A 23,551-nucleotide genomic window follows, 5' to 3' on the forward strand; every position below is an offset into this window, starting at 1 on the left:
GCCCCCACCGGGGGTCGTTGACCCGCGCGCTGTGGTGCGCAGAAATCTGAGGACGAACCATGAGCGGCGATCTGATCGACACCACCGAAATGTACTTGCGCACGGTGCTGGAGCTGGAGGAAGAGGGGATCACCCCCATGCGAGCCCGCATCGTGGAACGCCTGCACCACTCCGGCCCCACCGTGTCTCAGACCGTCTCCCGCATGGAGCGCGACGGCCTGCTCTCGGTCGCGCCGGACCGCTCCCTGCAACTCACCGAGGCCGGGCGCACTACCGCTGTGTCCGTGATGCGCAAGCACCGGCTCGCCGAACGACTCCTCGCGGATGTGGTGGGCCTGGACATGGCGCACGTCCACGAGGAGGCCTGCCGCTGGGAACACGTGATGAGTGAGCGCGTGGAACAACGGCTCGTGAACCTCCTGGGGGATCCCGAGAACTCCCCGTACGGCACGCCCATCCCGGGGCGGGGCGAGCACCACGGCACCGGTGCCGCGGCCGAGGTCTTCGACGGCCTCACCCTGCTCGAGGTCGCCGGAGCCCAGGACTCCACGGAGTACGTGGTCCGGCTGCTGCCGGAAGTGGTGCAGGCGGATCAGGAACTCATCGAGATGCTCAGCTCCGCGGGCATCCTCACGGGCTCCAGGGTCACGGCCGAGATCAACCCCGGGGACGAGAACCGGGTCGTGGTGACCCGGGTCGATTCGGGAGTGTCCCTGGACCTGGACTCCGCCACCGCGCGCGCCATTCGGGTGGCCGCCGCCGAGGCTTGATCGCCGCTGCGTCTCTCCGCGGTTGCTTCCGGTGACGTCGGAACGCGACGCGCCGTGATCTTCGAGAAGTTGACCGTGATCTTTCGACTGTGTGGACAATCACGGGTGATCGGTGCGGTTTCGACCTTCGCTCACTGGGTGAGCCCTGTATCACCGCAGGTCAGGAGCCTTTTCCGTGGTGTGGGCTTTCGAGCGGGCGGGCGTGCTGAGGCGGCCGATTGATATCGACGGTCGTGGTAATCCACGGTGATTCATAGCGACCGATGCCCGATGCGTGATCGGCTGTAATCAAAACGTGACATTTTCGTTATCCATCCTGTACAGTCATGCCCGTGCCGATCACTGGTCGGATCGCCACTCCCGAGCGTTCGCCGAGTTCTGCCATGCGCTCCGGGACCCGTACACAGAACATCCGCATGGCAGAAGCGGGGGAACCACTTCCGGACTCGTTGCATCAGACGGGTCCTTGGGGTCAAGCCAGCACGGCACCTAGGTGCGTGCGGCCGGATGTCTCCCATCCGAACCCGACAGCTCACCTCGTAGGCGCAGGGAGGAACACATATGTCTTTCATTAAGCAGAACTCTGCCCGGCACCGCGCCGAGACGAAGTCGCACCTCGTGCGTAACACCACTATCGGTACGGTCGTCGCTGGTGCCGCCGTGGTCGGCCTCGCGGCCCCCGCGCAGGCCTCGAGCGGTCTCGTCGATCTGGGCTCCACGGCTTCCTATGGCTACCAGGCGTCCACCTCCTCGGTGCAGGCCTACAACGCGTCGTACACCATGCAGACCACCAACACCGTGGGCTCCGCCGCCAGCGTGAGCACCCAGTCGAACCACTCCACGGGTGGTCTGGTGGGCACCGCCTACCAGGGCATCGGCGGCGCGTACGTCTGGGGCGGCGTTGGCTTCAAGGCCTGGGACTGCTCCGGCTTCACCCAGTGGGTCTACGCCCAGAACGGCATCAACCTGCCCCGCACCACCTGGGCCCAGTTCGCCGCTGGCACCCCCACCTCCAACCCGCAGCCCGGCGATCTGGTCTCCCAGAACGGCGGCTCCCACGTGGGGATCTACATCGGCAACGGCCAGATGATCTCCGCTCTCAATCCCTCGCAGGGCACTCAGGTTCACTCCGTGAATGCCATGCAGCTGGATGGTTACTACACCTTCCGGTGACCCGGTGACACCGCGCCCGAGCATGATGTGCGGTCCACACCGAGCCACATTGCGGCCGGGTGTGCTGGCCGGGTCCCCGGGCCTCGGTCGGCACACCGCGCCGGAACCACCTGAAAACCGAAAGTAATCTCCCGCCCAAATCCGTGCACCGCTGCTGCGTCCTGACGGATGTGCCGGTCACCGCACACCTCCGTGCCCTGGGTGGACACGAACGTGTTAGGAAACCACACGAATGTCGAACGAAACCGCTCCTCACGCCGCCAAGGGCCTCTTCGCGGGTAAGGCCCGCACCGTCGCCGCCGTCGCGGCCTTCTCAGGTCTGGCCCTCGCGACCACCGTGTCCGTGCAGGCCACGCAGAATGCCTCCGAGCAGGCCCCCGCCGCCGCTGTGTCCGAGGCCCCCGCCTCCGATAAAACCGTCTCCGCGGAACCCGCCGCCAAGGCCGACAAGGCCCTGGAGAACGCTGCCAAGGAGCAGAAGGCCGCGAAGACCGAGAAGGCGCAGCCCGCCGTTCAGGCTCCCGCTCAGCCCTCCGTGGTCCAGGCCGCTCCCGTGGCCGACGTGACCCCGCTGCAGGCTCCCGCCGTTCCGGCTGCAGCCCCCACCGTCGTGACCGCTTCCGAGAACGTCACCTCGGTCGCCGAGCAGGCTCCGGTGGCCCAGGGCCGCCACGCCGCTCCCGCCACCGCTCAGACCGTTGCCAAGGAGGCCGCCGCCGAGCAGCGCGCCGCTGTGGCTTCCCCGGTCATCCCGAACTACGCCCCCGCCCAGGGTGCCGCTGCCGCCCAGCCCGCGTCCTACAAGGCTCCGCAGGCCCCGGCCGCCCCGAAGGCGCAGGCATTTTTTTTTTTTTAGATGTGGTATAAGAGACAGGGCCGAGGCTGCTCCCGCCGCCACCCAGGTGACCACGCAATCCAACACCCAGGCGAAGGCTCAGGCTGCTCCCGCCGCCAAGGCCTCCTCCGTGTCCGGCTCCGCGAAGGGCCAGGCCATCCTGGGTGCTGCCGAGGCTCAGCTCGGTGTGACCCAGGACTGCACCATGCTGGTGACCAACTCCCTCAAGGCCGTGGGCATCAACCACCACGGCTGGCCGGCCAGCTACAAGTCGCTGGGCACCCAGGTCTCCGCGGACCAGGCCCGCGCCGGTGACATCGCCTACTACGCCAACGGCGGTTCCGGCATGGCTCACGTGGCCATCTACGCCGGTAACGGCCAGGCCATCCACGGCGGTTGGAACGGTAACCAGACCGTGAAGACCAGCGCCTACGTGGGCTCCGGCCCCGAGTTCATCCGCGTCGGCTGAACCGGATCGAGTTCGGCACAGCGCTGATCCGCGCGGCGCCCCACCTCGTGTCGAGTCGGGACCGGTTGTGTACCCGATCCCGATGAGAGCGATAGAGAACGTACGGACCCTGTTGACCGCAGGGTCCGTACGTTTTTTCGTGCCCGGAACCCGGAACCCGGACCCCGGACGTGGACCGGCAGCGGTGATCACTCAGCCCTCCTCGCACCCGCCCCCCCCGTCGTGCAGGCGTCGATCGCGGATCGGCCCCAGCGATCGCGCAGCCCCGGCCCGTAGAATGGACGCCATGCCCTCCGATCTCTCCGCCGCCGCACGCACCCCGCAGGACCAGGAATTCACCTACTACGCCGTGGGCATGGTTGCCGGTGCCATCCCGGGGATCGTCGTGGGGTTCATAGTGGCCGCGTTCCTGGGCCACGCCGCCATGTGGTTGTCGGTTTTCGGTGGCGTGGGGATCATCATCGGCCTCGTGGTCGCCACGGTCGTCTTCCGGCGACGCCGCGCGGCCGCCCGGGCAGCCCAGCCCACCTCGCCCGCAGCGCCGGGCGACGACGTCGCCGATCGCCGCAGCTGAGCCCGTCCCACCGGGGACCCGGCACGCCGCTGTCGGCTCTCGTCGCAGACCCACCCACCGGAGAGCCGGGTCGACCTCGCTGGGTATTCGTACGCGTCCGCGTGGCCGTCCAGCCCGGCCCCGAGCTCCACGCGGCGGTGAGTTCTCTCCGTCCCCCGTTACTTCCAATCGACCTCGAAGGCTGGCTCAGGCCGCGATCAGCTGCGTGATCTCCCGTTCCAGGTTCTCCCGGGCGCGGGCCTCCCACAACGTCACCGCACGAGGATCGTGGAACAACGTGTCTTTTTCCAGGAGTCCGCGCAGGATCTCGGCGCGGCCCGCCCTGAACTGCTCGTCCGGGACGTGGGCGTACTCGCGGCGCACCGTGGTCCGATACCGCTCGTACTCGTTCTCGCTGCCGCCCAGCACGGACAGGTCCGCGTCCACGAGTCGACAGGCGTCCACGTCGTTCGGATCCGGGCGGTGGTCCACGGTCACGAGCACGAGCTCCGCCACGCGGCGCCCGATGGCCGCGGGCCACTCCGGGCCTGACAGTCGTTGCCGGGCCAGCTCGGCGGAGTCCCGTTCGTCCTGACCTGCTTGCCCGTCATACACGGCATCGTGGAACCACGCGGCGAGCACGAGCTCCGCGCTCGGGGCGCCGTGGGTGAGCCGGTCGATGCCTTCCAGCACGTTCAGCAGATGCGAAGGCCCGTGGTAGACGCGGTGCGGTTCGCTCCAGCGGCTCAGCAGCTTGGCACCCAGGTCGGGATGCTCGGGGAAGTGGTGCGCCCAGCGGCGCGTGAGGGTCACCGCGAGCTTGGCCGGGCGGCGTCGTGCGGGGACCCGCAGGCCACTGTGGATCAGGAGACGGACGAGTTTCTTGCCGTCTACAGCGAGGGCACCCGCGGCCACAGCGTCAGCGTGGCGGTGCGCAGGGACGTCGTAGTGGTCGCGGTCGAAGGCACGTTCCGAGACCCCCAGGGCGCGGGCGAACTCGTGCAGCTCGGCCAGGGAGGTGTCGGAGATCAGGTGCGAGAACACCGTGCCGTGCGCGGGCCATCGGGGTGGATCGATGTAGACGGTCATGGCTCCATTGTGCGCTGTTCCGATGTGCTCTCAACTCGCGGGGGGAACGCGCCGTCGATACAGTGGTGCAGTGTTGCCCCCGTAGCTCAGGGGATAGAGCACGGCTCTCCTAAAGCCGGTGTCGTTGGTTCGAATCCAATCGGGGGCACCGAGGACGTCCCGCCTGATATCGGGCGGGACGTCGTCATTCCCGCAGTGCATTCCCACAACCGGCCGACCCGCCCAGCGAAACCCGCCTGCCCGGTGAGAATGGCCGACCCCGCACATCAACGGGGATGCATGAGTGGAGTAAAAGCAGCCCGTGGCCCTGAGACCTGCGTCAGCTCAGTTGAATCGCGGCGTGGGGAAGCGCGAGGGGTGTATCCCCGAGCTCAGGCGCGCGGGCGCTGGCCCGGCAGCTTGCCCTCGGAGAAGTCGTCGAGTTTGCGGCGCGTCACGGATACCGCCACGATCACGGCGATCAGCACGAGCAGAGCGAACAACACCCACCGCGCGATCACGAGCCCCGAGGCGAGTGCCACGGCGGACGCGTCCGCGGGGTCGGCCACGGCGGCGTCGAGCACGGTGTTGCCCCCCAGGAAGACCACCGCGTAGACCAGGATGACCGCCCAGTACACCCATTTGCGGGCGCGCTGCGGGGTGTTGAGCCCGGTGAACAGCAGCCAGCCCAGGCACATGAGAAGGGGAGTGAAGAGCCCCGTGGTCGCGTGCACGCCCTCGTACTCGGTGCGGCCGTCCGCGCCCAGGCCGCGGGCGAAGTCCGCGAGGTGGCCCTGGGAGAAACCGCCGGCCATGAGTTCGGGCGCGGTGACGCCGCCGGCAAGGTTTCCGGAGACGCCCTGCAGCACGAGCAGGTGGTAGTAGAGCCACAGCGCGGCACCCACGAAGAACGCGACGCCCACCAGGATCCCGGCCGACGACGCCTTGGTGGGTTCCGCGGCGAGCTCACCGGGGCGCATCTCGTGGACGCTCGCGGGGCGCACTCGGGGTGCACGAGCGGGCGAGGACCCCGCCTTCGCGGAGCCCGCGTTCTCCCCGTACTTCCTGGCCTTCTGCGCTCTGGTCATACCCATGGCCCCATTATCCCCCGGGTTGTACTGTGAATGACTACGGGTACCACGCTCGATGACGAGGTGGTGAACAGGTGCCCCGCGGGCACTGCGGAAGGGTGGTGATGGTCATGGAACTCTCCATCGGCCTGCCGGACGGACTGCTCATGAGCGCGGGTGACGGCACGGAGCTCACCCTGTACGAGGCCGATCACACCACGGTCCGGCGCAGGATCAACTGCTCCGTCCTGGAGGGCGCGCGGATCGCGGACATCGTGTGGTCCCACAAGCTCTCCGCCGTGATCGCCGCCGTTCCGGACAAGAACCAGTTGTTCCGCTGGGACCCGTACACCGACGCCCTCCAGGAGTACGGCGGCACGGGTGAGCCCGGCCGCCGGGACGGGAAGATCGCTCAGGCCAAGTTCGCGGCCACGGTCTCGATCACCGAGGCCGGTGACGGCAAGTTGTGGCTCGTGGACAAGGATTCCTCCGCGCTGCGCTACATTGCGATCGATACGGACCGGCCCGACGGCGATCCCCACGTGGTCACGGTCATCGGCCGCCACGGTGCCGGGTACCAGGACGGCCCCGCGGCGGACGCCAAGCTCGCCCGCCCCGAGGACCTGCAGATCCTCTACGACGGTTCCGTGGTGGTCGCTGACACCGGCAACGACGCCATCCGCCATTTGGACCCCTCCGCGGGGGAGGTCTTCACCATTTACGGCGGGCCCGACCAGGACGGGGACGACCTCGACGAAGACGTCGTGCTGCAGGCCCCGGCGCGGGTCACCGTCGCGGATTCGCACCTGTGGGTCGAGGACGCCAACGGGCGCCACCTGTTGGAACCGCGCTACGTGTGATCCGGGGTTGTCCACGGGCCGGTGAGGGCGTCCCCACCGCTGGCTAAACTGGTGCCACCATGGACTTCCTCTCTGACAATCCCCTCCTGTCCGCGGCCTCGGTGCGCTCGGCGAACGCGCCCGACTCGGACGAGTTCTCCCAGCCCACCCCGGCATCCGGGGCTCAACTCGTGGAGGGACTGAACGACCCCCAACGCGCCGCCGTGGAGCACGCGGGTTCCCCGCTGCTCATCGTGGCCGGTGCCGGTTCCGGCAAGACCAGGGTCCTCACGCACCGGATCGCCTACTTGCTGGCCACGGGCCGCGCCCGCCGGGGGGAGATCCTCGCGATCACGTTCACGAACAAGGCCGCCGCGGAGATGCGGGAGCGGATCGTGGATCTCGTGGGGGAGTCCGCGCGCTCCATGTGGATCTCCACGTTCCACTCGCTGTGCGTGCGGATCCTACGCCGCGAGGCCAAGACCCTGGGGCTGTCCACCAACTTCTCCATCTACGACTCCGCGGACTCCCTGCGGTTGATCACCCAGGTGGCCAAGCAGCACGAGTTGGACCCCAAGCGGTTCGCGCCCAAGGCCATCCAGCACAAGATCTCCGCCCTCAAGAACGAGCTCGTGGACGACGAGACCTACCTGGCCCGCGCGAGTTCCTCGGACCCGTTCGAGTCCGCCGTGGCCCGGGTCTACCGGGGCTACACCCAGCGGTTGCGCGCGGCCAACGCCATGGACTTCGACGACCTCATCGGCGAGACCGTGCACATGTTCCGCGCGTTCCCTCAGGTGCTCGAGTACTACCGACGCCGCTTCCGGCACCTGCTCGTGGACGAGTACCAGGACACCAACCACGCCCAGTACGCGCTCGTGCGGGAACTCGTGGGAGGCGGTTCCGAGAACCACCCGGATGACTCCGGGATCCCGCCGGCCGAACTCACGGTGGTGGGGGACTCGGACCAGTCCATCTACGCGTTCCGCGGCGCGGACATCCGCAACATCACGGACTTCGAGCGGGACTTTCCCTCCGCGCGCACCATCCTGCTGGAACAGAACTACCGCTCCACGCAGAACATCCTCTCCGCGGCCAACTCCGTGATCTCCCAGAACGCGGACCGCCGGGACAAGAAACTGTGGACCGCGGAAGGCGATGGCGCCCCCATCATCGGGTACGCCGCTGAGAACGAACACGAAGAGGCTCGCTTCATCGCGGAGGAGATCGACACGCTGCAGGACGAGCACGGGATCCGCCCCGGCGACGTCGCCGTGTTCTACCGCACCAACGCACAATCGCGCTCCCTCGAGGAGATCCTGATGCGCGTAGGACTGCCCTACAAGGTGGTGGGCGGGACCCGCTTCTACGAGCGCAAGGAGATCAAGGACGCCATATCCTACCTGCGCGCGATCGCGAACCCCGCGGACGACATCACCGTGCGGCGCATCATCAACGAGCCCAAGCGAGGGATCGGGGACCGCGCCCAGGGCTCGATCGCGGCGCTCGCCGACCGCGAGGGCATCTCCTTCTCCGAGGCCATGCACCGCTTGGACGAGGCACCCGCCCTGGCCACCCGCTCGGCGAACGCCATCAAAAAGTTCTCCCAGCTCATGGACGATCTCGCGGAACTCGCTCAGGGCGCCTCGGTGACCGCGGTTCTCGAGGCCGTACTCGAACAGTCCGGGTACCTCGAGGCCCTGCGCACGTCCACCGACCCGCAGGACGAGTCCCGTGTGGAGAACCTCGCGGAGCTCGTGGCCGTGGTGCGCGAGTTCGAGAAGGACCGCCCGGACGCGGGCCTCGGGGAGTTCCTGGAACACGTGGCCCTCGTGGCGGACGCGGACCAGATCCCCACCCAGCCCGAACCCGAGGGCGGCGCGAGTGCCCAGCAGATCGCGGAGCAGGTCGCGCAAGCGCGTTCCCAGGGGGTCGTGACGCTCATGACCCTGCACACCGCCAAGGGGCTCGAGTTCCCGGTCGTGTTCCTCACGGGCATGGAGCACGGGATCTTCCCGCACCAGCGCAGCTTCGCCGACGCCTCGAGCATGGAGGAGGAACGCCGCCTCGCGTACGTGGGGATCACCCGGGCGCGCAAACGGCTGTACCTCACGCGCGCCGAGTCCCGCTCCATGTGGGGGCAGTCCCAATTCAATCCCGCGAGCCCGTTCCTGGACGAGATCCCTTCGCGGTTGATCGAGTGGAAGCGCGAGGGCGCCAGCGCCGCGGGCGGATGGGGTTCGCCCGTGCACGCCGGATTCCAGGCCCGCGATCCGTTGCGCGGTTCCTCGTGGGGTGCGGGCGCCGGATCCGGGGCAAGTTTCCGCAGGCTCTCACCGGCCTCCGCCGGGCGCGTGCAGCCCCAGCGGGAGATTCCTTCCCTCAGCGTGGGAGACACGGTGGAGCACAAGGCGTTCGGCCGCGGTTCCGTGGTCGCCATGGAGGGCTCCGGGGACAAGACGGTCGCCAAGGTGCGCTTCGGTGCGGAGGAGAAGCGGCTCCTGTTGCGTTACGCGCCCATGACCAAGGTCTCGTAAGGGGTACGACGCCGCGGCCCCGCCGCGCGCGGTGTCGTCCGGTGCGCCGAAACGCACCGGGTGGCTCGAACCTGCCTGGCGAACCCATCTGGCGGCCCGGTGCAGCCCGGTGTGCTGAGACGCACCCGGATGCTCGAACCGTTCGGGTGGCCCGGCGGGATCGGAGCGCAACCGATCAGGGTTGCTCCCGGCATGGAGACAGTAGAGGCGGTGATCGCTCAGACGAAGATCAACACGAGCACGGTGAACAGCGTGGTCACGCGCAGGGACTCGCCGGAGCGGACGTGGATCACGCCCAGCAGCACGCAGCTCAACAGGGTGGTCACGGCGGCCGCCTGGCCGCCGGCGAGGAAGGCCACGGCCCCCATCGTGAGGCCCGCCACGAGACCGCCCCACGGGACCCACCGGGACCCCTGGAACGTGAGGACCTCCCGGATGGCACGGTGCGAGTACGCCAGCAGGCCCGCGACTAGGAAACTGCGGCCCACCAGGTAGCAGACCCACGCGACCATCGCCAGCCACCCGAGGGGCCCGTACACGTGGAACAGTTGCAGGTAGCGGTCCAGCGGGGCCAGACCCCACGGCGCCCCGATCAATGCGGGCAGCACGATCGCGAGCACCACGGCCAGGACGAAGCACAACAGGATCTCCCGCCAGCGGCGGTGGTCCACCCCGCCGTCGACGCCGACTCGGCCCGCGGCGGCGTCGTCCCGACCCGCGGCACCCCGTCCCACAGCGGCCCGGCCTGTATTGCTCCTGTTCGCGGTGAACGTGCCCGAGGCGGCGTCGTCCCGGCCGTCGACCGCGTCGTCGCGCCCCGCGCCCGCTTCCTCGCTCGGCAGCGGATCGACCCCGCGGCGCCGGGACCAGGCCACCAGGGCGCGCGCGAGCAGCACCCACAGTGCCCCGAGACCCACCCATTCCACGACCTGCCAGCCCAGGGGATAGAAGGTGGATACCGAACCCGTGAGAGTCAGGATCGTCCCGCTGACCACCAACTCCAGCCCGAGTGCCACGAACGAGAAGGTGGCCAAGGAGGCCATGAACCCCGGGTCCGCCTCGCGGGCGTCCCAGATCTCCGGCAGTCCGATGCGTCGCATGCCCCCAGTCAACCAGCCGCTGCCGTGCGGGCGGGAATCCCGGGCCCGGTCCCGCGGTGTCCGCGGGGGCCGGGTGTGACGCGAATCAAGGGCCCATGGCCTAAAATGCTGGGGAGGGCTCTGTGAGCGCAGTGCTGCGCGGCATCCCCCCACATCAGGTCGCTCCAACCGGGGGTTCCCGGTGCGGAACGACACACCTCGACGCAGAAGGACACTTATCCGTGGACCTGTTTGAGTACCAGGCACGCGACCTGTTCGAGAAGCACGGCGTTCCCGTGCTGGCCGGCATCGTCGCCACTACCCCAGAAGAAGCCAAGGCAGCAGCAGAGAAGATCGGCGGGGTCACCGTCGTCAAGGCACAGGTCAAGGTGGGCGGCCGCGGCAAGGCCGGCGGTGTGAAGGTCGCGAAGTCCGCCGACGAGGCCTACGAGTACGCCCAGCAGATTCTGGGAATGGACATCAAGGGCCACACCGTGCACCGCGTGATGATCGCGCAGGGCGCGGACATCGCCGAGGAATACTACTTCTCCGTCCTGTTGGACCGCGCCAACCGCTCCTACCTGGCCATGTGCTCGGTCGAGGGGGGCATGGAGATCGAGCAGCTCGCCGTGGAGCGCCCGGACGCCCTGGCCCGCGTGGACGTCAACCCCGCGGAGGGCATCACCGAGGCCAAGGCCCGCGAGATCGTGGAGCAGGCCAAGTTCGACGCCGAGACCGCCGAGAAGGTCGTCCCCGTGCTCGTCAAGCTCGGTGAGGTCTACACCAAGGAGGACGCCACCCTGGTGGAGGTCAACCCGCTGGTCAAGACCGGCGACGGCGAGATCCTCGCCCTGGACGGCAAGGTCTCCCTGGACGACAACGCCGAGTTCCGCCACGAGGACCACGCGGCGCTCGCGGACAAGTCCTCCGCGGACCCCCTCGAGGAGAAGGCCAAGGAGAACGACCTCAACTACGTCAAACTCGACGGCGAGGTGGGCATCATCGGCAACGGTGCCGGTCTCGTGATGTCCACCCTGGACGTCGTGGCCTACGCCGGTGAGAAGCACGGCAACGTGAAGCCCGCCAACTTCCTGGACATCGGAGGCGGCGCGTCCGCCGAGGTCATGGCCGCCGGTCTGGACGTGATCCTCAATGACCCGCAGGTCAAGTCCGTGTTCGTCAACGTCTTCGGTGGCATCACCGCGTGCGACGCCGTTGCCAACGGCATCGTGAAGGCGCTGGACATCCTCGGTGACTCCGCCACCAAGCCCATCGTGGTGCGTCTGGACGGCAACAACGTGGAGGAGGGCCGCCAGATCCTGCGCGAGGCCAACCACCCGCTGGTCACCTCCGCGGACACCATGGACTCCGGCGCCGACAAGGCGGCCGAGCTGGCCCACTCCGCCAAGTAATCGCCCACGCGAACAGCTATCAGGAAGAAGACATGTCGATCTTTTTGAACAAGGACTCCAAGGTCATCGTTCAGGGCATCACCGGCGGCGAGGGCACCAAGCACACCGCGCGCATGCTCGCTGCCGGCACGAACGTGCTCGGCGGTGTCAACGCCCGTAAGGCGGGCACCACGGTGAACCACCAGGACAAGGACGGCAACGCCGTCGAACTGCCCGTGTTCGGCAGCGTGAGCGAGGCCGTGCAGGAGACCGGGGCGAACGCGTCGATCGTGTTCGTACCGCCGGCCTTCTGTAAGGACGCCGTGATCGAGGCCATCGACGCCGAGATCCCGCTCGTGGTGGTCATCACAGAGGGCATCCCCGTGCAGGACTCCGCCGAGTTCTGGGCGCACGCCAAGGCGAACACCGGCGCGGACGGCAAGCCAAAGACCCGGATCATCGGCCCCAATTGCCCGGGCATCATCTCCCCCGAGGAGTCGCTGCTGGGGATCACCCCCGCGAACATCACGGGCAAGGGCAAGCTGGGCCTGGTCTCCAAGTCCGGCACGCTGACCTACCAGATGATGTACGAACTGCGGGACCTGGGCTTCACCACGGCCATCGGCATTGGCGGTGACCCGGTCATCGGCACCACGCACATCGACGCCCTCGAGGCCTTCGAGGCGGACCCCGAGACCGAGGCCATCGTGATGATCGGTGAGATCGGCGGCGACGCCGAGGAGCGCGCCGCGGAGTTCATCAAGGCGAACGTGACCAAGCCCGTGGTGGGCTACGTCGCGGGCTTCACCGCTCCCGAGGGCAAGACCATGGGCCACGCCGGCGCCATCGTCTCTGGTTCCTCGGGCACGGCCCAAGCCAAGAAGGAGGCCCTCGAGGCCGCCGGTGTGAAGGTGGGCAAGACCCCGTCGGAGACCGCGCAGCTCATGCGGGAGATCTTCGAGGGCAAGTAAGCCCCTCCCGGCGCTTCGCCGCCGGTGCATCCACGACGACGCCGCTCGCCCACCTCGGTGGAGGAGCGGCGTCGTTCGTCGTGGTGCCGTTCGGACGCGAGCGTCAGCCGGTGAGGGACAGCGGCGCGGTTCGTCGTGGTGAGAGTCGAGCGCCGGCCGGACGGGATGCGGGCGCGCGATGAGGACCGTGACTCGGGTCAGGACTCAGGCCAGGACGATGGTCCGATTGCCGGAGATCACCACGCGACCCTCCGCGTGCCACTTCACGGCGCGGGACAGGGCCTGGGTCTCCGCCTCGGAACCCACCGCCACGAGGTCCTCCGGGGTGTGCGCGTGATCCACCGGGATCACGCGCTGCGCGATGATCGGACCCTCGTCCAGGTCCGGGGTGACATAGTGGGCGGTGGCCCCGACCATCTTGACCCCGCGCTCGTAGGCCTGGTGGTACGGCTTGGCGCCCTTGAAGGAGGGCAGGAACGAGTGGTGGATGTTGATGCACCGACCCGCGAGCTGTTGTGTGAGCTCGTCCGAGAGGATCTGCATGTAGCGGGCCAGCACCACGAGTTCGGTGTCGTAGGACGCGGCGATCTCGAGCAGTTGCGCCTCGGCCTGCGGCTTGGTGTGCCGGGTGACGGGCACGTGGTGGAACGGCACACCGTAGAAGTCCACGAGGGGTTGCAGGTCCGTGTGATTGGACACCACACCCACGATCTCGATGGGCAGTGAGCCCACGCGCGCTCGGTGGAGCAGGTTCACGAGGCAGTGCGAGATCTTGGAGACCATGACGAGCACACGGGTTTTGTGCCGGGCGTCCACCAGACGGAAGCGCATGTCGTGCTTCTCGGCCACCGGGCGGAACCCCTCGATCAGGGACTCAGTGGTCACGGTGCCCGGTTCGTTCATGGTGTGGCAGCGGATGAAGAATTCGTCGTTGTGCCGGTCCGAGAAATGCTTGACGTCGAAGATGTCGCAACCCTGCTCCGTGAGGTTCGACGCCACGGCGCTCACGAGACCGTAGGCCTCGGGGCAGTGGACGGTCAGGACGTGTTCATCGGACGTGGGCTGCTGGGCCGACATGAGGGAATACTCCTGGGATCGCGGAACGGGGAACGGAGCGGCCCCGGAGCACGGGATGTCATCCGTCCGGGGACCGCAGACGATCTTATCGCCCCGGGCTACACAGCGCGCGGGATGGTCCGGATCTCGGAAGGGGCGTTAACGACCGGTGGCCGCGGGAGCGGACGGTAGGAGCCCGTCCGGCGCGGGGAGAGGTGCGCCTCTGCGAGAGAACCCGCAGCCACCGGCAGGCGATAACGCCTCAACGGGATCAAGCCGTGGGCTGAGCGGCTACCGACGCACAGCATCAACCACAGAGCACCCCCCAGTGCATGTGTGGCGATTTCCCTGTGCGAAGTCTCCCGTTGCGGTGGTTCGTAGAACCACGCCCCCAGAATATCGGAATTTCTCAGATGACTCGGAGCCGGTGAAATTTCATGAAGTGTGGTTCGCGCCAATCGGCCCACCGATTTATGCGTGTAAATCAGCCGGAAATTGACCCCTTAAAGCCGCTCTGACCTGCAATAACAGGGTTTTTCGCCTAGTGAGCGAAGGTTAACAAATGCTAATGAGCGAATATCTCAACAATACTCACTGCACTTGTAGGCCGTAGAGGGGACAAGTAATGCCTCCTGATTGTGGACACGCACCACTTTTATGTCGCACAAATCACACTTCTGCCCACGGAGAACAGTCGTCGTTCGGTACTCACGAGACCGTCGTGTTGAATGCGAGCCCCAGAAGGTAGGTGGCGATCGCGGCCCCGTACCCAATCCCGAGCTGCCGTAGTCCCCGCCTGAACGGGGAGGCGCCGGAGAGCAGCCCCACGAAACCGCCCGTGATCAACAACGCGATGCCCACGAGCGCCATTCCCACGGCCATGGCCACTCCGCCGCCCAGGCCGAAGAGGTAGGGCAGGATCGGGATGATCGCCCCGGACGCGAAGAAGCAGAAGCTCGACGCCGCCGCCCCCAGATCGGTGCCCAGGGCCTGGTTGTCGTCCGTGGCGGGAAGCTCCTCGCCCGGTTCCGTGTTGAGCACACGACGCGCCTTCTCGTCTTGGAACGACAGCGATGGATCGCAGTCGCAGTCGAAGTGTCCGAGTCGCTCGGCCGCCCGGTGCTCTGCAGCCTTCTCGCTCATGCCCCGGGCCCGGTAGATCAGTGTGAGCTCGTTGGCGTTCAGGTCCAACGCCGGCGCCACGCGCAGGGTCACCTGGGTGGGTTGGGAGGCGTCCAGCAGTTCCCGCTGGGATCGCACGGAGACGTATTCGCCCGCTCCCATGGACAGGGCACCCGCGAGCAGTCCGGCGATGCCCGAGAACAGCACCAGGGAGCTGGACGTGCCCGTGGCGCCCACGCCCATCACCAGGGCCAGGTTGGACACCAGGCCGTCGTTGGCGCCGAACACGGCGGCCCGGAAGTTGCCGGACAACCGCGTGCGGCCATCGGTTGCGAGCGCGCGGATGATCTCCTCGTGGACGGCCTCGTCCGCCGCCATGGCGTCCGTGGCATCCGGGTCCTCGCGGTACGGGGAGCGGGACTCGGCGCGCTGCAGCAGCGCCAGGACGAAGACGGATCCCACGTGCTTGGCCAAGAACATGAGCAGTTGCGCTTGCAGGGCGGGTCTCGCCGGACGATCGGCGTGGGGTCCGAGCAGACGACGCCAGTGTTCGGCGTGGCGGCCCTCCGCCTCGGCCACGCTCTGCAAGATCTCGGCATGGCGGCCCGAGCTGTGGCGGGCCAGGTGTTCGTACGTGGCGGCCTCGGCGAGTTCGTCCGCGAGGTAGTGACGCCACCTGCGGATCTGGGCGGCAGTGGGTTCCGGTGACTCGGGAACGGTGGAGGAAGCGCTGTGGTGCTCGGGCATGTACCCGAATTTTACGCGCGGGTCACCGGCGGTGGTTTCGGGGCTCCGAAGCACCTCGCGCGCCGTCGGCCGTGGATCCCGCCTCGCGCCTGGCTCGCACCTGAACCCGCGCCGAACGCTGTTTGCGCCGCAATACGCTCTGCGCGCCATCGACCGCGGAGCCAGTCAGCCCGCGGAGCCATCCAACCCGTGGGCCGCTCAGCGTGCCGGGACGCTAGGTGGCGACCGGGCCGGGCGACGTCGCAGGATCGCGTAGGCGATCGCGCCCACCAGGATCCCCCAGAACGCGGACACCAGACCGAACGGCTCGATCCCCGGGGCGTTCTGGCCCGCGGCGGTCACGATCACGAGCGGGACGGAAATCCCCACGACCGCGTCGAGGGAGAACGTGGGTAGGTCAGCACCGGGGCGGTGAGCCCCAGGTGCAGGTCCACCGGCATGACGGACCCGGCCACCCACGCGACCACCAAGCCCAGGCCCAGGGCGAGGAACACGGCGTAGCGGGGCGCGAAGCGCCGACCCACGAGGTACCCGATCACGAGCGCCCCCGCCGGCGCCGGGTTCTCGGCGACGGCCGGAGCCACCCGCGTCGCGAACGGCAACAGGACCCCCGCGAGCACCCCCGCGGTGATGGGTTTGGGTACGGCGGCCAGGAGTTTGCCGAACAGCCCGGTCGCGCCCAGCACGAGACTCACGAGGGCGGCGACCACGTAGGCGCCCACGGCGTCGGAGAACTCGTAGTTGCCGAGGGTAGCGCGAGCAGGCGGCTCGCGGTGATCTCCGGGGCGGGGAGCGACCCCACGCCCCAGTGGAACTCGTACGGGTCCCCGCACGCCCGGTGACTGCGCATGCCGGCGAGGACGCTGCGCGCGGCCGCCCGCGGCAGGCACGGTCCGCACGTCCACGGCCGTCCAGGGGCGGTGGGATCGTCCCACCCCCACGACCTCAGCCGCTCCGCGGGACACCACGGCCCGGTGAACTCGGCGGGTCCGTGGGTGGCGGCCGCGGAACGGCCCGCAACGCGCTGCAGGGCGCACTGCACCCCGCGGGGTCCCGTGCGCACCCACGCGGCGGGAACGTCCGGGGTGCCCTCCGGTGGGTCGTACTCGACCATGAGGAAGTCGTTCCAGAGCATCCCGGCGATGGCCCCGGTGAGGACGGACTCCAGCCGGGACCATGGACAGACCGGCGGATCGGGGACGGCGGAGGCAACCCGGGCCAGCACAACACCGATCCCGGCGCGCCGCAGTGCCACCTCGGTACTCGGACCGTGGCCGTGCGGCGTCCTGCTGTGTGACATGCTCGAGTGCCTCCCAACACCGTGATCACGCAACACCCACGGATCGGGTCAGGGGTCCGCGCACGCGGTGCGGGTGCGCCGGGGCCGGCGTGATCTGTGCTCACGCTAACCCGCTGACCGTGCCGGGTCGACAGGCCGGGGGGAGTGTGACTTCCACGGAAAGGACCCCGCGCGGTGTTCCCGCGTGCGCCCGAGCTCGACCGTCGGCGTGATCGGGACCGTGCAGGGTACTCAACGGACCCCGGGGTTCGCTCAGACACCAACCAGCGCGCGGATGTCCTCGGCGTCGAGCGTGGCGGAGAAGAACCGTTCATCGTCGAGCACGGCCCCGAACAGGTCCGCCTTGCGGGCCTTGAGGTCCATGACCTTCTCCTCGATTGTGCCCTGCGCGACCATGCGGTAGACCATGACCTTCTTGGTCTGCCCGATCCGGTGGGTGCGGTCCACGGCCTGGTTCTCCGCCGCGGGATTCCACCACGGGTCCAGGAGGTAGCAGTAGTCGGCCTCGGTGAGGTTGATGCCGAAACCGCCGGCCTTGAGGCTCACCAGGAACACGGGGGCGCGGCCGCTGCGGAACTTCTCGAGCGCCTCCGCGCGGTCCCGCGTGCTGCCGTCGAGGTAGCTGTAGGCGATCCCGGCGTCGTCGAGGCGCTGGGCCACGATCTTGAGGAAACTCGTGAACTGGCTGAACACGAGCGGGCGGTGGCCCTCCTGAACGAGCTGGGGCAGCTGGTCGAAGAGGACGTCCAGCTTTGAGGATGGCGCCTTGGACTCCGGGTCCACCAGGACGGGGTCCAGCGCCAACATCCGCAGGGTGGTCAGCGACTGGAAGATGGTGAACCGGTTCTTGTCGAAGTTGCGCAGCAGACCCAGGATCTTGGCGCGCTCACGCTGCAGCCGGCGGTCGTACGCACTGCGGTGTTCGGGGTTCAACCCCACGGGCAGGACGTGCTCGAGCTTGGGTGGCAGCTGCAGGTCCACGTCCGCCTTGGTGCGGCGCAGCATGAACGGGCGCATCCGGGCCCGCAGCCGGGCCAGGGCGTCCGAGTCCATGGCGCGTTCGATGGGACGCTGGTAGTGCTCGGTGAAACGTTTCTTGGACGGGAACAGCCCGGGGGCGGTGAGCGAGAGCAACGACCACAGTTCGGAAAGACTGTTCTCCATGGGGGTGCCGGTGATCGCGAGACACGTGCGTGCCCGCAGATTCTTCACGGCGCGGTAGGCCTTGGTCCGGGGGTTCTTGACGAACTGGGCCTCGTCCATGATCACCCCGGTCCACTCGACCGAACGGTAGGCCTCCGCGTCCAGACGCAGCAGGGCATAGGACGTGAGCACCACATGGGAATGCGCGGCGGCGTCGGCCACGGAGTCCTTGGTGTGGTTGAGCACGGTGATGTCCAAGGAGGGCGCGAAGCGGCGCAGCTCGGCGGACCAGTTGGCCACCACGGAGGTGGGTGCGATCACCAGGTGGGGCGGCAGCTGCGGGTCCCGGTCCGTGGCGCGCAGGATCGCGGCAATGGTCTGCACGGTCTTGCCCAGGCCCATGTCGTCCGCGAGGATCCCGCCCAGTCCGTGGTCCCACAGGAAGCTCAGCCACCGGAAGCCCTCGTACTGGTAGGGGCGCAGGTTGGCCTGTAGGGCCTCGGGGGCCGGGGGAGAGGGGATTTCGTGCAGGTGGGTCAGTGCGCGCACGCCCTCGCGCCACTGCTCGGCCTGGCGGGTGTCCGTGGCGAGGTCTTCAAACTGCTCCCACAGGCTCGCCTGGTAGCGGTTCAACGCGAGCGGCGCGTCCTTGTCCTCCTGCAGGGTGCGGGCCTCGGCGATGAGCGTGCGCAGCCGCGTGAACTCGGGGCGGTCCAGGGAGAAGTAGGAACCGTCCGGCAGCAGCATCACCTCCTGGCCGCGGTCGAGCGCTTGAAAGATCTGGGAGAACGGGAGGTAGTGCTCACCGACCCTGATGGTGACACCCAGGCCGAACCAGTCGTGGTGTTCGGTGGGCGCGGTGGACACCGTGATCTCGGTGGGTTCGGTGACCTCGCGGTAGGCGGGACTCCCGCCGGTCTCCACGATGCGCAGGTCGGGGATCTTGCGCAGCAGCGGCAACCAAACCCGCAACAGGGTCAGGGCGTCCTGCGCCGCGTACGAACTGCGTTTGAAGTCCAACTCGGGGATCCGGCGGTGCACGGCCTGGACCATGGAGGACTCCCACCGGGACTCGCGGGCCACGGGCTCGTCCCCGAGAGGGTCCAGGGGGCGGAAGGGCAGCCGGATCCGTTCGCGACCCTTCTGGTACTCCCACTCCCACTCCACGCGTTCGGTGAGGTCGTCGTGGTGGATGGTGAGCACGAACTGCGGATCCGCGACCTGGGGCAGCACCAGGGAGTCCTCGCCCGCGATCACGTGCATGCTCTGGTGCAACCGGGGGAAGTAGGTGTCGAAGAACTCCTCCACACCGTCCTGCGGGACCGTGAGGGATTCGGCGCGGTCCAGGAACGAGCGCTGCTGCTGATTGAGGCGGGTGCCCAGGGCGACCAGGTGCAACGGGAACTGGTTGAGGTCCTCCGCGGTGTCCAGGGCCGCGGGGGTCGCGTCCGGGTAGAACAGGCCGTGACCTGGCTGGCCGATGATCCGGGTCCAGCGCAGGGGGATCTCGTTCTCGCCCACGATGAGCTGGGGGTGCAGGGCGAGCTCGCCGTGCTCGCCGGGATCCACGCGCACCTCGAACCGGCCGTCGCGATCCACGATCACGGGTGCTCCCGTGCCCTTGGAGACGAGCGGGATCCCGAGCCCCCGGGCGCGCCCCAGGATGGGCCACAACAGGGGAGAGGTGTAGCGCTCCATGTGCAGCTGGTGCCGGTCCGCAGCGTAACTGCCGCGGTGCGACTCGGAGAGCGCTCGCAGCTCCTCGAACCAGTCCAGTTGCTCCGCGCTCAGGTGCCCGGAGCGGGCGTGGGAGGCCAGGTTGCCCCAGTCGATGCCGGTGTGCACCCACCCGTGGCGCTGTCCGCGCAGCACCGGACGGGCCGTGAGACTCAGCGGGGTCTCCCGGGGTGATTCCTGCCACGCTTTCGGGGTGCGGTTCTGCACCCGGGCCAGGTCCAGTTCGAGGGCCACGGTGGGTCCGGATTCCGGGTCCGCCACGACCCTGTCGGGACTCGTGCCGGGCACGATCCGGGAGAGTTCGCTGCGCCAGTCCGGGGCGGCACCCGGACCGCGGGCGTCCGTGAACTGCGCAGCACCATCCATGGTCCCTACCGTACCGCCCGGTGCGGACACGGCCGGGCGCCGGTGGGCGAGGGCCCGGGCAGCGGCGTCGTCGTCGTGCAAACCGGGGGCGCGGTGGGATCGGGCAGTGAACCGCCGACGGGCGGGAACTTATAATCGACAGGGATTGTCGTGTTTCGAGCGCGCCGCACGGCGCAGACGGAGGATTTGTGGCTGACGCTGCCGGTTTCCACACGGGGGACCACGCAATGGCATCCGGACCCCGGGAAGTCGAGTACCTGCGCTGGAACGACGCCGTGGCGCGGGCATTCTTCGGTCCCAGGAGGGCCGGGGAACTGGTCCACCTGGACCTGGACGAGAAGATGCTCGAACAGATCGGCTCGGAATTCGGCCTGGACGGCCCGGCCACGCTGCGTGCGCTCGCCGACTCCGTGACGCCGCTGCTCGTGACGGACGGCTCCCGCCGGTCCGTGTTCGACGCGTTCAACAAGCTCACCGAGGCGTGGTACCGGACGTCCCGGCGCCAGCTCGAGGACCTCACCAGGATCGGCCCGCCGCCCATCGTGGCGCTGTTGGCCCTGTTCGCCCTGGCCGGGCGGCACATGTCCGCGCTCGCGGCGCGCACGGGCAAGAAGTCCGTGTCCACGTTCTACCTGCCGCTCGCGGTGTTGTTGCAAGCGGGCCAGGACAACGTCAAGGCGCTCGAGACCTCGGTGCGCAAGGACTCCGAGACCTACTGGGACGCGCTGCGCTATTGGCTCGAGGCCTTCGACGGCCAACTCGGGTTGCCGTCCGCGTACGCCGTGAACCACCGTCCCGTGGGCCTCGCTCTGTCCCAGACCCTGTTCGGCCCGTCCGAGCTGCGGCAACTGCACCAGATGTTCGAGGACCTCGAACTGACCACGGCGCAGGGGATGAGCGCGGCGGAGCTCGGGATCTACATCGACTTCTGGCTCGACATCGCGGACACCGATGTGTCCAAGAGCCTGCGCAGCATCTGGACCAACCCCCTCACGCGCGATCCCGCGTTGCAGGTCGCGCTCGCCCAGTTGGACGCGTGGGAGTCCGCCCCGGACGACGCCGCCGCGGCCGCCGCCCGCGGCACGCGGCACCTGGGCTCGCGCAGCCCCGGGTTGTCCCTCACGGACGGCACGGACTACGTGGGCAACCCCATCTACGAACTCGGTTTCGTGGTGCCCAAGCGGCTGGTGCCCGGTCGGGAGGTGGATCTCGCGACCACGGTCGGCCCGCGCACCATGTTCCTGTCCTACATCGGGGACGCGTTCCTGGGGATCTCCGCGTACAACGCCCGCATGACGAGTGACACGCTGCTGTCCGGGCAGCTGCAGATCACCGCGGGGGAGCTCACCCTCACGCGTAATCCACGGCCCGTGGTGGTCTTCGCCAAGGACGCGTACTCGGACACGTTCATCTCCGTGGACCACGTCCCCGCGGCGTGGCCGTGCCGGATCATGGTGCGCAATCAACCTGAATGGGTGGATCAGATCCGCGCGATCCTGGACGACTCGGCCTCTCCCGACTACCGCGTGGTGGGCCCGGGGGAGAACGGGGTCTGCGAGGGCTGGGTGCTGTTCGACGACGTCCAGGTGCTGCGTGCCGGTGACCCCGCGCTGACCGTCAACGACAACTTCTCGGCCCTTGTACCCCGCCTGGTCCCCGCAATCACCCTGTCCGGCGGGCTGCGGATCCCCGGGGACGTGGACCGGTTCTCGGCCCTGCGGCCCCCGCAGTTGACCGTCACGTCCGACAGCGACGACCCCCTGTCCGTGGAGTGCGAGTGGCGTAACCCGCACTCGTTCAAGCTCATGAGCACCAAGCTCACCGCACCCCGGGTGCCACCGTTCCAGGTGAGCCTGGGCGGGACCGATCTGGCCCGCGAGGACGGCCACCTCAAGCCCAACGACTACACGCTGGTGCTGCGTTCCGGGCGCACCGTGAAGCAGCGCCTCGAGTTCCGCGTGCGGGACAGTTCCTACTACATCACTCAACGTTCCCTGGGCTACGACGGTGAGATGGTCCACGTCGCGGAGGAACCGTTGTGGCCCGTCACCGCGGTAACGCGGGACGAGATCCCGGATGAGTACGTCCAGGGCTCGTTCGACAACATGGACCCCCACGAGGCCGCCGTGGACGAGGTCCCCGTGCCCGAGGTCGCCGGGTGGGAGTCCGCCGAGGGGCAGATGTTCCCCGAGCGCAGCAACGAGCTGCCCGAGGCCCCGGACGTGTCCTGCATGGTCACGGGCAAGCACAAAGTGATCCTGCCCCCCATGGATCCCAAGGCCAAGGCGCCGTGGGTGTTCGGGCGCTGCAAGTTCTGCGGGCTCACCAAGCGCTACCCCGGCCGGCTCACCAAGCTCTCGGCGGTGGGTCAGACGGGTTCGGTCGAGGCACTGCAGTTCATCGGCCCGGACGAGGGCGAGTACCCGGGGTCCTGGGCGCCGTTCAAGGACATCCTCACGTTCTTGGGTGGCGGCAAGCGGTCGAGCCTGTCCATCGTGGCGCGCCAGCTCGAGGACTCCGAGCGCTTCGAGGAATGGTTCGTGGGTCACCTGCAGGCCCTCGGTTTCCTGGAGGTGATCCGGGACGAGAACTGGACGGTGCGCCGCTGGCAGGTGTGCTCCCCGGCCCTGACCCAGCTCGTGGACGGCTCCATCCTGCTCACGGGCGGGTGGAAGACCGACCAAGAGGACGCCGTGACGCAGGCGGTCGGGGCCCAGGGTGGTGAGGTCGTGGTGCTGTCCCCGGAGGACCACGCGACCACCATGCTCCAGGATGTGGACCTCGACGCGCTGAGCAAGCTGCTGCCCGAGGGGCTGTGCGACGTGGTCTACGACGCCGGGCCCGTCATGCTCGACACCCTGCCCCCGTTGTCCTCGGTCGTCGCCGGGCTGCCCCTGAAGGAGATGCAGTACAACGGGGTCGCGGAACGCTTCGTGCCCGCGGACGCCACGTGGGAGGCCACGGACGACCGCAACCAGGCGGGGCTGTACCGGATCAACCACCACCACAAGACGCGCTACGCCTACCGCACCGCGGAGGACGTGGTCTCGGGTCACGCCCGTCCCGTGTCCTCGGGGCTCGGCAAGCACCTCGCGGCGCGGGACACCGGCACGGCGTTGGTCAGCTACGATCCCGAGCTGCGGTTGCTCTCCGTGCCCATCGGTGCCGCCCTGCCGGGGCTGTACGGGCGCGCCACGGTGCTGTGCTCGGGGCTGCTGCCCACGCTCGTGGACGAGGACTTCTCCCTGAACTACGGGGACGTCTCCGAGGAGTTCGCGAGCGCCCTCGTGGCCAAGCTGCTGGGCTGACAGTGCCGCCCCGGGCG

Annotated in this window: 18 protein-coding genes, 1 tRNA gene, 1 pseudogene and 1 riboswitch; of the genes and pseudogenes, 11 read left to right on the forward strand and 9 right to left on the reverse strand. The window is 68.5% G+C overall.

All coding sequences use genetic code 11. From position 1 onward, the window contains the following. The first annotated feature begins 59 nt into the window (after nucleotides 1-59). The 5 genes and pseudogenes from J1M36_RS10785 (at nucleotide 60) to J1M36_RS10805 (ending at nucleotide 3,821) form a co-directional block, all read left to right on the forward strand. On the forward strand, nucleotides 60-770 hold the full coding sequence (locus J1M36_RS10785) for a metal-dependent transcriptional regulator (protein WP_064847209.1): 711 nt from the start codon (nucleotides 60-62) through the stop codon (nucleotides 768-770). A 359-nt stretch (nucleotides 771-1,129) separates the two neighbouring features. Beyond that, nucleotides 1,130-1,328, forward strand: a riboswitch (cyclic di-AMP (ydaO/yuaA leader). 3 nt (nucleotides 1,329-1,331) lie between these two features. Beyond that, nucleotides 1,332-1,943 (forward strand): C40 family peptidase, encoded by a 612-nt coding sequence (locus J1M36_RS10790; RefSeq protein ID WP_206479565.1) that lies wholly within the window; start codon nucleotides 1,332-1,334, stop codon nucleotides 1,941-1,943. 232 nt (nucleotides 1,944-2,175) lie between these two features. Further along, nucleotides 2,176-2,799, forward strand: coding sequence for a hypothetical protein (locus J1M36_RS10795; protein WP_241247063.1), 624 nt, complete (start codon nucleotides 2,176-2,178; stop codon nucleotides 2,797-2,799). Between the two features lie 82 nt (nucleotides 2,800-2,881). After that, nucleotides 2,882-3,247 (forward strand): annotated as a pseudogene (locus J1M36_RS12870) (NlpC/P60 family protein); the annotation flags it as partial. A 286-nt stretch (nucleotides 3,248-3,533) separates the two neighbouring features. Then, nucleotides 3,534-3,821 (forward strand): hypothetical protein, encoded by a 288-nt coding sequence (locus J1M36_RS10805; RefSeq protein ID WP_206479570.1) that lies wholly within the window; start codon nucleotides 3,534-3,536, stop codon nucleotides 3,819-3,821. A gap of 186 nt (nucleotides 3,822-4,007) precedes the next feature. Here J1M36_RS10805 and J1M36_RS10810 read toward each other — a convergent pair whose 3' ends face one another. Further along, the gene (locus tag J1M36_RS10810; protein ID WP_206479572.1) at nucleotides 4,008-4,889 is read right to left on the reverse strand and encodes a DUF4031 domain-containing protein; all 882 of its coding nucleotides are present in this window, start codon (nucleotides 4,887-4,889) and stop codon (nucleotides 4,008-4,010) included. A gap of 75 nt (nucleotides 4,890-4,964) precedes the next feature. Here J1M36_RS10810 and J1M36_RS10815 point away from each other — a divergent pair. Beyond that, nucleotides 4,965-5,037: transfer RNA gene (locus tag J1M36_RS10815), tRNA-Arg, on the forward strand. Between the two features lie 223 nt (nucleotides 5,038-5,260). On the opposite strand, the gene J1M36_RS10820 is transcribed toward J1M36_RS10815, so the two are convergent. Next, the gene (locus tag J1M36_RS10820; protein ID WP_098054945.1) at nucleotides 5,261-5,962 is read right to left on the reverse strand and encodes a hypothetical protein; all 702 of its coding nucleotides are present in this window, start codon (nucleotides 5,960-5,962) and stop codon (nucleotides 5,261-5,263) included. Nucleotides 5,963-6,069: 107 nt separating this feature from the next. On the opposite strand from J1M36_RS10820, the gene J1M36_RS10825 reads away from it, so the two are divergent. Together J1M36_RS10825 and pcrA are read left to right on the forward strand one after the other, a co-directional pair. Continuing rightward, on the forward strand, nucleotides 6,070-6,798 hold the full coding sequence (locus tag J1M36_RS10825) for an integrase (RefSeq protein WP_231885634.1): 729 nt from the start codon (nucleotides 6,070-6,072) through the stop codon (nucleotides 6,796-6,798). A gap of 59 nt (nucleotides 6,799-6,857) precedes the next feature. Beyond that, nucleotides 6,858-9,314 (forward strand): DNA helicase PcrA, encoded by a 2,457-nt coding sequence (gene pcrA / locus J1M36_RS10830; protein ID WP_206479582.1) that lies wholly within the window; start codon nucleotides 6,858-6,860, stop codon nucleotides 9,312-9,314. A 218-nt stretch (nucleotides 9,315-9,532) separates the two neighbouring features. Here pcrA and J1M36_RS12875 read toward each other — a convergent pair whose 3' ends face one another. After that, on the reverse strand, nucleotides 9,533-10,414 hold the full coding sequence (locus J1M36_RS12875) for a hypothetical protein (RefSeq protein WP_241247064.1): 882 nt from the start codon (nucleotides 10,412-10,414) through the stop codon (nucleotides 9,533-9,535). 221 nt (nucleotides 10,415-10,635) lie between these two features. On the opposite strand from J1M36_RS12875, the gene sucC reads away from it, so the two are divergent. Both sucC and sucD read left to right on the forward strand, forming a co-directional pair. Then, nucleotides 10,636-11,805 (forward strand): ADP-forming succinate--CoA ligase subunit beta, encoded by a 1,170-nt coding sequence (gene sucC, locus J1M36_RS10840; RefSeq protein ID WP_064847201.1) that lies wholly within the window; start codon nucleotides 10,636-10,638, stop codon nucleotides 11,803-11,805. A gap of 32 nt (nucleotides 11,806-11,837) precedes the next feature. Then, nucleotides 11,838-12,755 carry a succinate--CoA ligase subunit alpha gene (sucD, locus tag J1M36_RS10845; protein WP_064847200.1) on the forward strand — a complete coding sequence of 306 codons (918 nt, stop codon included), beginning with the start codon at nucleotides 11,838-11,840 and terminating at the stop codon, nucleotides 12,753-12,755. Between the two features lie 204 nt (nucleotides 12,756-12,959). Here sucD and purU read toward each other — a convergent pair whose 3' ends face one another. From purU to J1M36_RS10865, 6 genes are all read right to left on the reverse strand, one after another. After that, nucleotides 12,960-13,832 carry a formyltetrahydrofolate deformylase gene (gene purU / locus J1M36_RS10850; protein WP_193519794.1) on the reverse strand — a complete coding sequence of 291 codons (873 nt, stop codon included), beginning with the start codon at nucleotides 13,830-13,832 and terminating at the stop codon, nucleotides 12,960-12,962. A 687-nt stretch (nucleotides 13,833-14,519) separates the two neighbouring features. Then, entirely contained in the window at nucleotides 14,520-15,680 is a 1,161-nt protein-coding gene (locus tag J1M36_RS10855) for a VIT1/CCC1 transporter family protein (RefSeq protein WP_064847198.1), read from the reverse strand. A gap of 198 nt (nucleotides 15,681-15,878) precedes the next feature. Beyond that, nucleotides 15,879-16,028 carry a hypothetical protein gene (locus J1M36_RS12880; RefSeq protein ID WP_241247065.1) on the reverse strand — a complete coding sequence of 50 codons (150 nt, stop codon included), beginning with the start codon at nucleotides 16,026-16,028 and terminating at the stop codon, nucleotides 15,879-15,881. After that, complete coding sequence (locus J1M36_RS12885; protein ID WP_342358337.1) at nucleotides 16,025-16,402, reverse strand: benzoate/H(+) symporter BenE family transporter; 378 nt, start codon at nucleotides 16,400-16,402, stop codon at nucleotides 16,025-16,027. Before J1M36_RS12885 ends, J1M36_RS12880 begins: the two co-directional genes overlap by 4 nt. After that, nucleotides 16,372-16,980: a hypothetical protein gene (locus tag J1M36_RS12890; RefSeq protein WP_241247206.1), complete on the reverse strand. Its 609-nt coding sequence runs from the start codon at nucleotides 16,978-16,980 to the stop codon at nucleotides 16,372-16,374. The genes J1M36_RS12885 and J1M36_RS12890 overlap by 31 nt, the downstream gene beginning before the upstream one ends. Before the next feature lie 252 nt (nucleotides 16,981-17,232). Next, nucleotides 17,233-20,226 carry a DEAD/DEAH box helicase gene (locus J1M36_RS10865; RefSeq protein ID WP_206479584.1) on the reverse strand — a complete coding sequence of 998 codons (2,994 nt, stop codon included), beginning with the start codon at nucleotides 20,224-20,226 and terminating at the stop codon, nucleotides 17,233-17,235. Between the two features lie 227 nt (nucleotides 20,227-20,453). Here J1M36_RS10865 and J1M36_RS10870 point away from each other — a divergent pair, with 227 nt between their 5' ends. Continuing rightward, nucleotides 20,454-23,534 carry a hypothetical protein gene (locus J1M36_RS10870; protein ID WP_241247066.1) on the forward strand — a complete coding sequence of 1,027 codons (3,081 nt, stop codon included), beginning with the start codon at nucleotides 20,454-20,456 and terminating at the stop codon, nucleotides 23,532-23,534. The last annotated feature ends 17 nt before the right edge of the window (nucleotides 23,535-23,551 follow it).

Origin of the sequence: Kocuria sp. KRD140 (assembly GCF_017168375.1) — a bacterium.
In the GTDB taxonomy this organism is placed as follows: Bacteria; Actinomycetota; Actinomycetes; order Actinomycetales; family Micrococcaceae; genus Kocuria; species Kocuria marina.

What these genes read in the sequence shown, in the direction of transcription:
- J1M36_RS10785 (WP_064847209.1), top strand. Translation starts at nt 60, where the DNA reads ATGAGCGGCGATCTGATCGACACCACCGAAATGTACTTGCGCACGGTG.
- J1M36_RS10790 (WP_206479565.1), top strand. Translation starts at nt 1,332, where the DNA reads ATGTCTTTCATTAAGCAGAACTCTGCCCGGCACCGCGCCGAGACGAAG.
- J1M36_RS10795 (WP_241247063.1), top strand. Translation starts at nt 2,176, where the DNA reads ATGTCGAACGAAACCGCTCCTCACGCCGCCAAGGGCCTCTTCGCGGGT.
- J1M36_RS10805 (WP_206479570.1), top strand. Translation starts at nt 3,534, where the DNA reads ATGCCCTCCGATCTCTCCGCCGCCGCACGCACCCCGCAGGACCAGGAA.
- J1M36_RS10810 (WP_206479572.1), bottom strand. Translation starts at nt 4,889, where the DNA reads ATGACCGTCTACATCGATCCACCCCGATGGCCCGCGCACGGCACGGTG.
- J1M36_RS10820 (WP_098054945.1), bottom strand. Translation starts at nt 5,962, where the DNA reads ATGGGTATGACCAGAGCGCAGAAGGCCAGGAAGTACGGGGAGAACGCG.
- J1M36_RS10825 (WP_231885634.1), top strand. Translation starts at nt 6,070, where the DNA reads ATGGAACTCTCCATCGGCCTGCCGGACGGACTGCTCATGAGCGCGGGT.
- pcrA (WP_206479582.1), top strand. Translation starts at nt 6,858, where the DNA reads ATGGACTTCCTCTCTGACAATCCCCTCCTGTCCGCGGCCTCGGTGCGC.
- J1M36_RS12875 (WP_241247064.1), bottom strand. Translation starts at nt 10,414, where the DNA reads ATGCGACGCATCGGACTGCCGGAGATCTGGGACGCCCGCGAGGCGGAC.
- sucD (WP_064847200.1), top strand. Translation starts at nt 11,838, where the DNA reads ATGTCGATCTTTTTGAACAAGGACTCCAAGGTCATCGTTCAGGGCATC.
- purU (WP_193519794.1), bottom strand. Translation starts at nt 13,832, where the DNA reads ATGTCGGCCCAGCAGCCCACGTCCGATGAACACGTCCTGACCGTCCAC.
- J1M36_RS10855 (WP_064847198.1), bottom strand. Translation starts at nt 15,680, where the DNA reads ATGCCCGAGCACCACAGCGCTTCCTCCACCGTTCCCGAGTCACCGGAA.
- J1M36_RS12890 (WP_241247206.1), bottom strand. Translation starts at nt 16,980, where the DNA reads ATGTCACACAGCAGGACGCCGCACGGCCACGGTCCGAGTACCGAGGTG.
- J1M36_RS10865 (WP_206479584.1), bottom strand. Translation starts at nt 20,226, where the DNA reads ATGGATGGTGCTGCGCAGTTCACGGACGCCCGCGGTCCGGGTGCCGCC.
- J1M36_RS10870 (WP_241247066.1), top strand. Translation starts at nt 20,454, where the DNA reads ATGGCATCCGGACCCCGGGAAGTCGAGTACCTGCGCTGGAACGACGCC.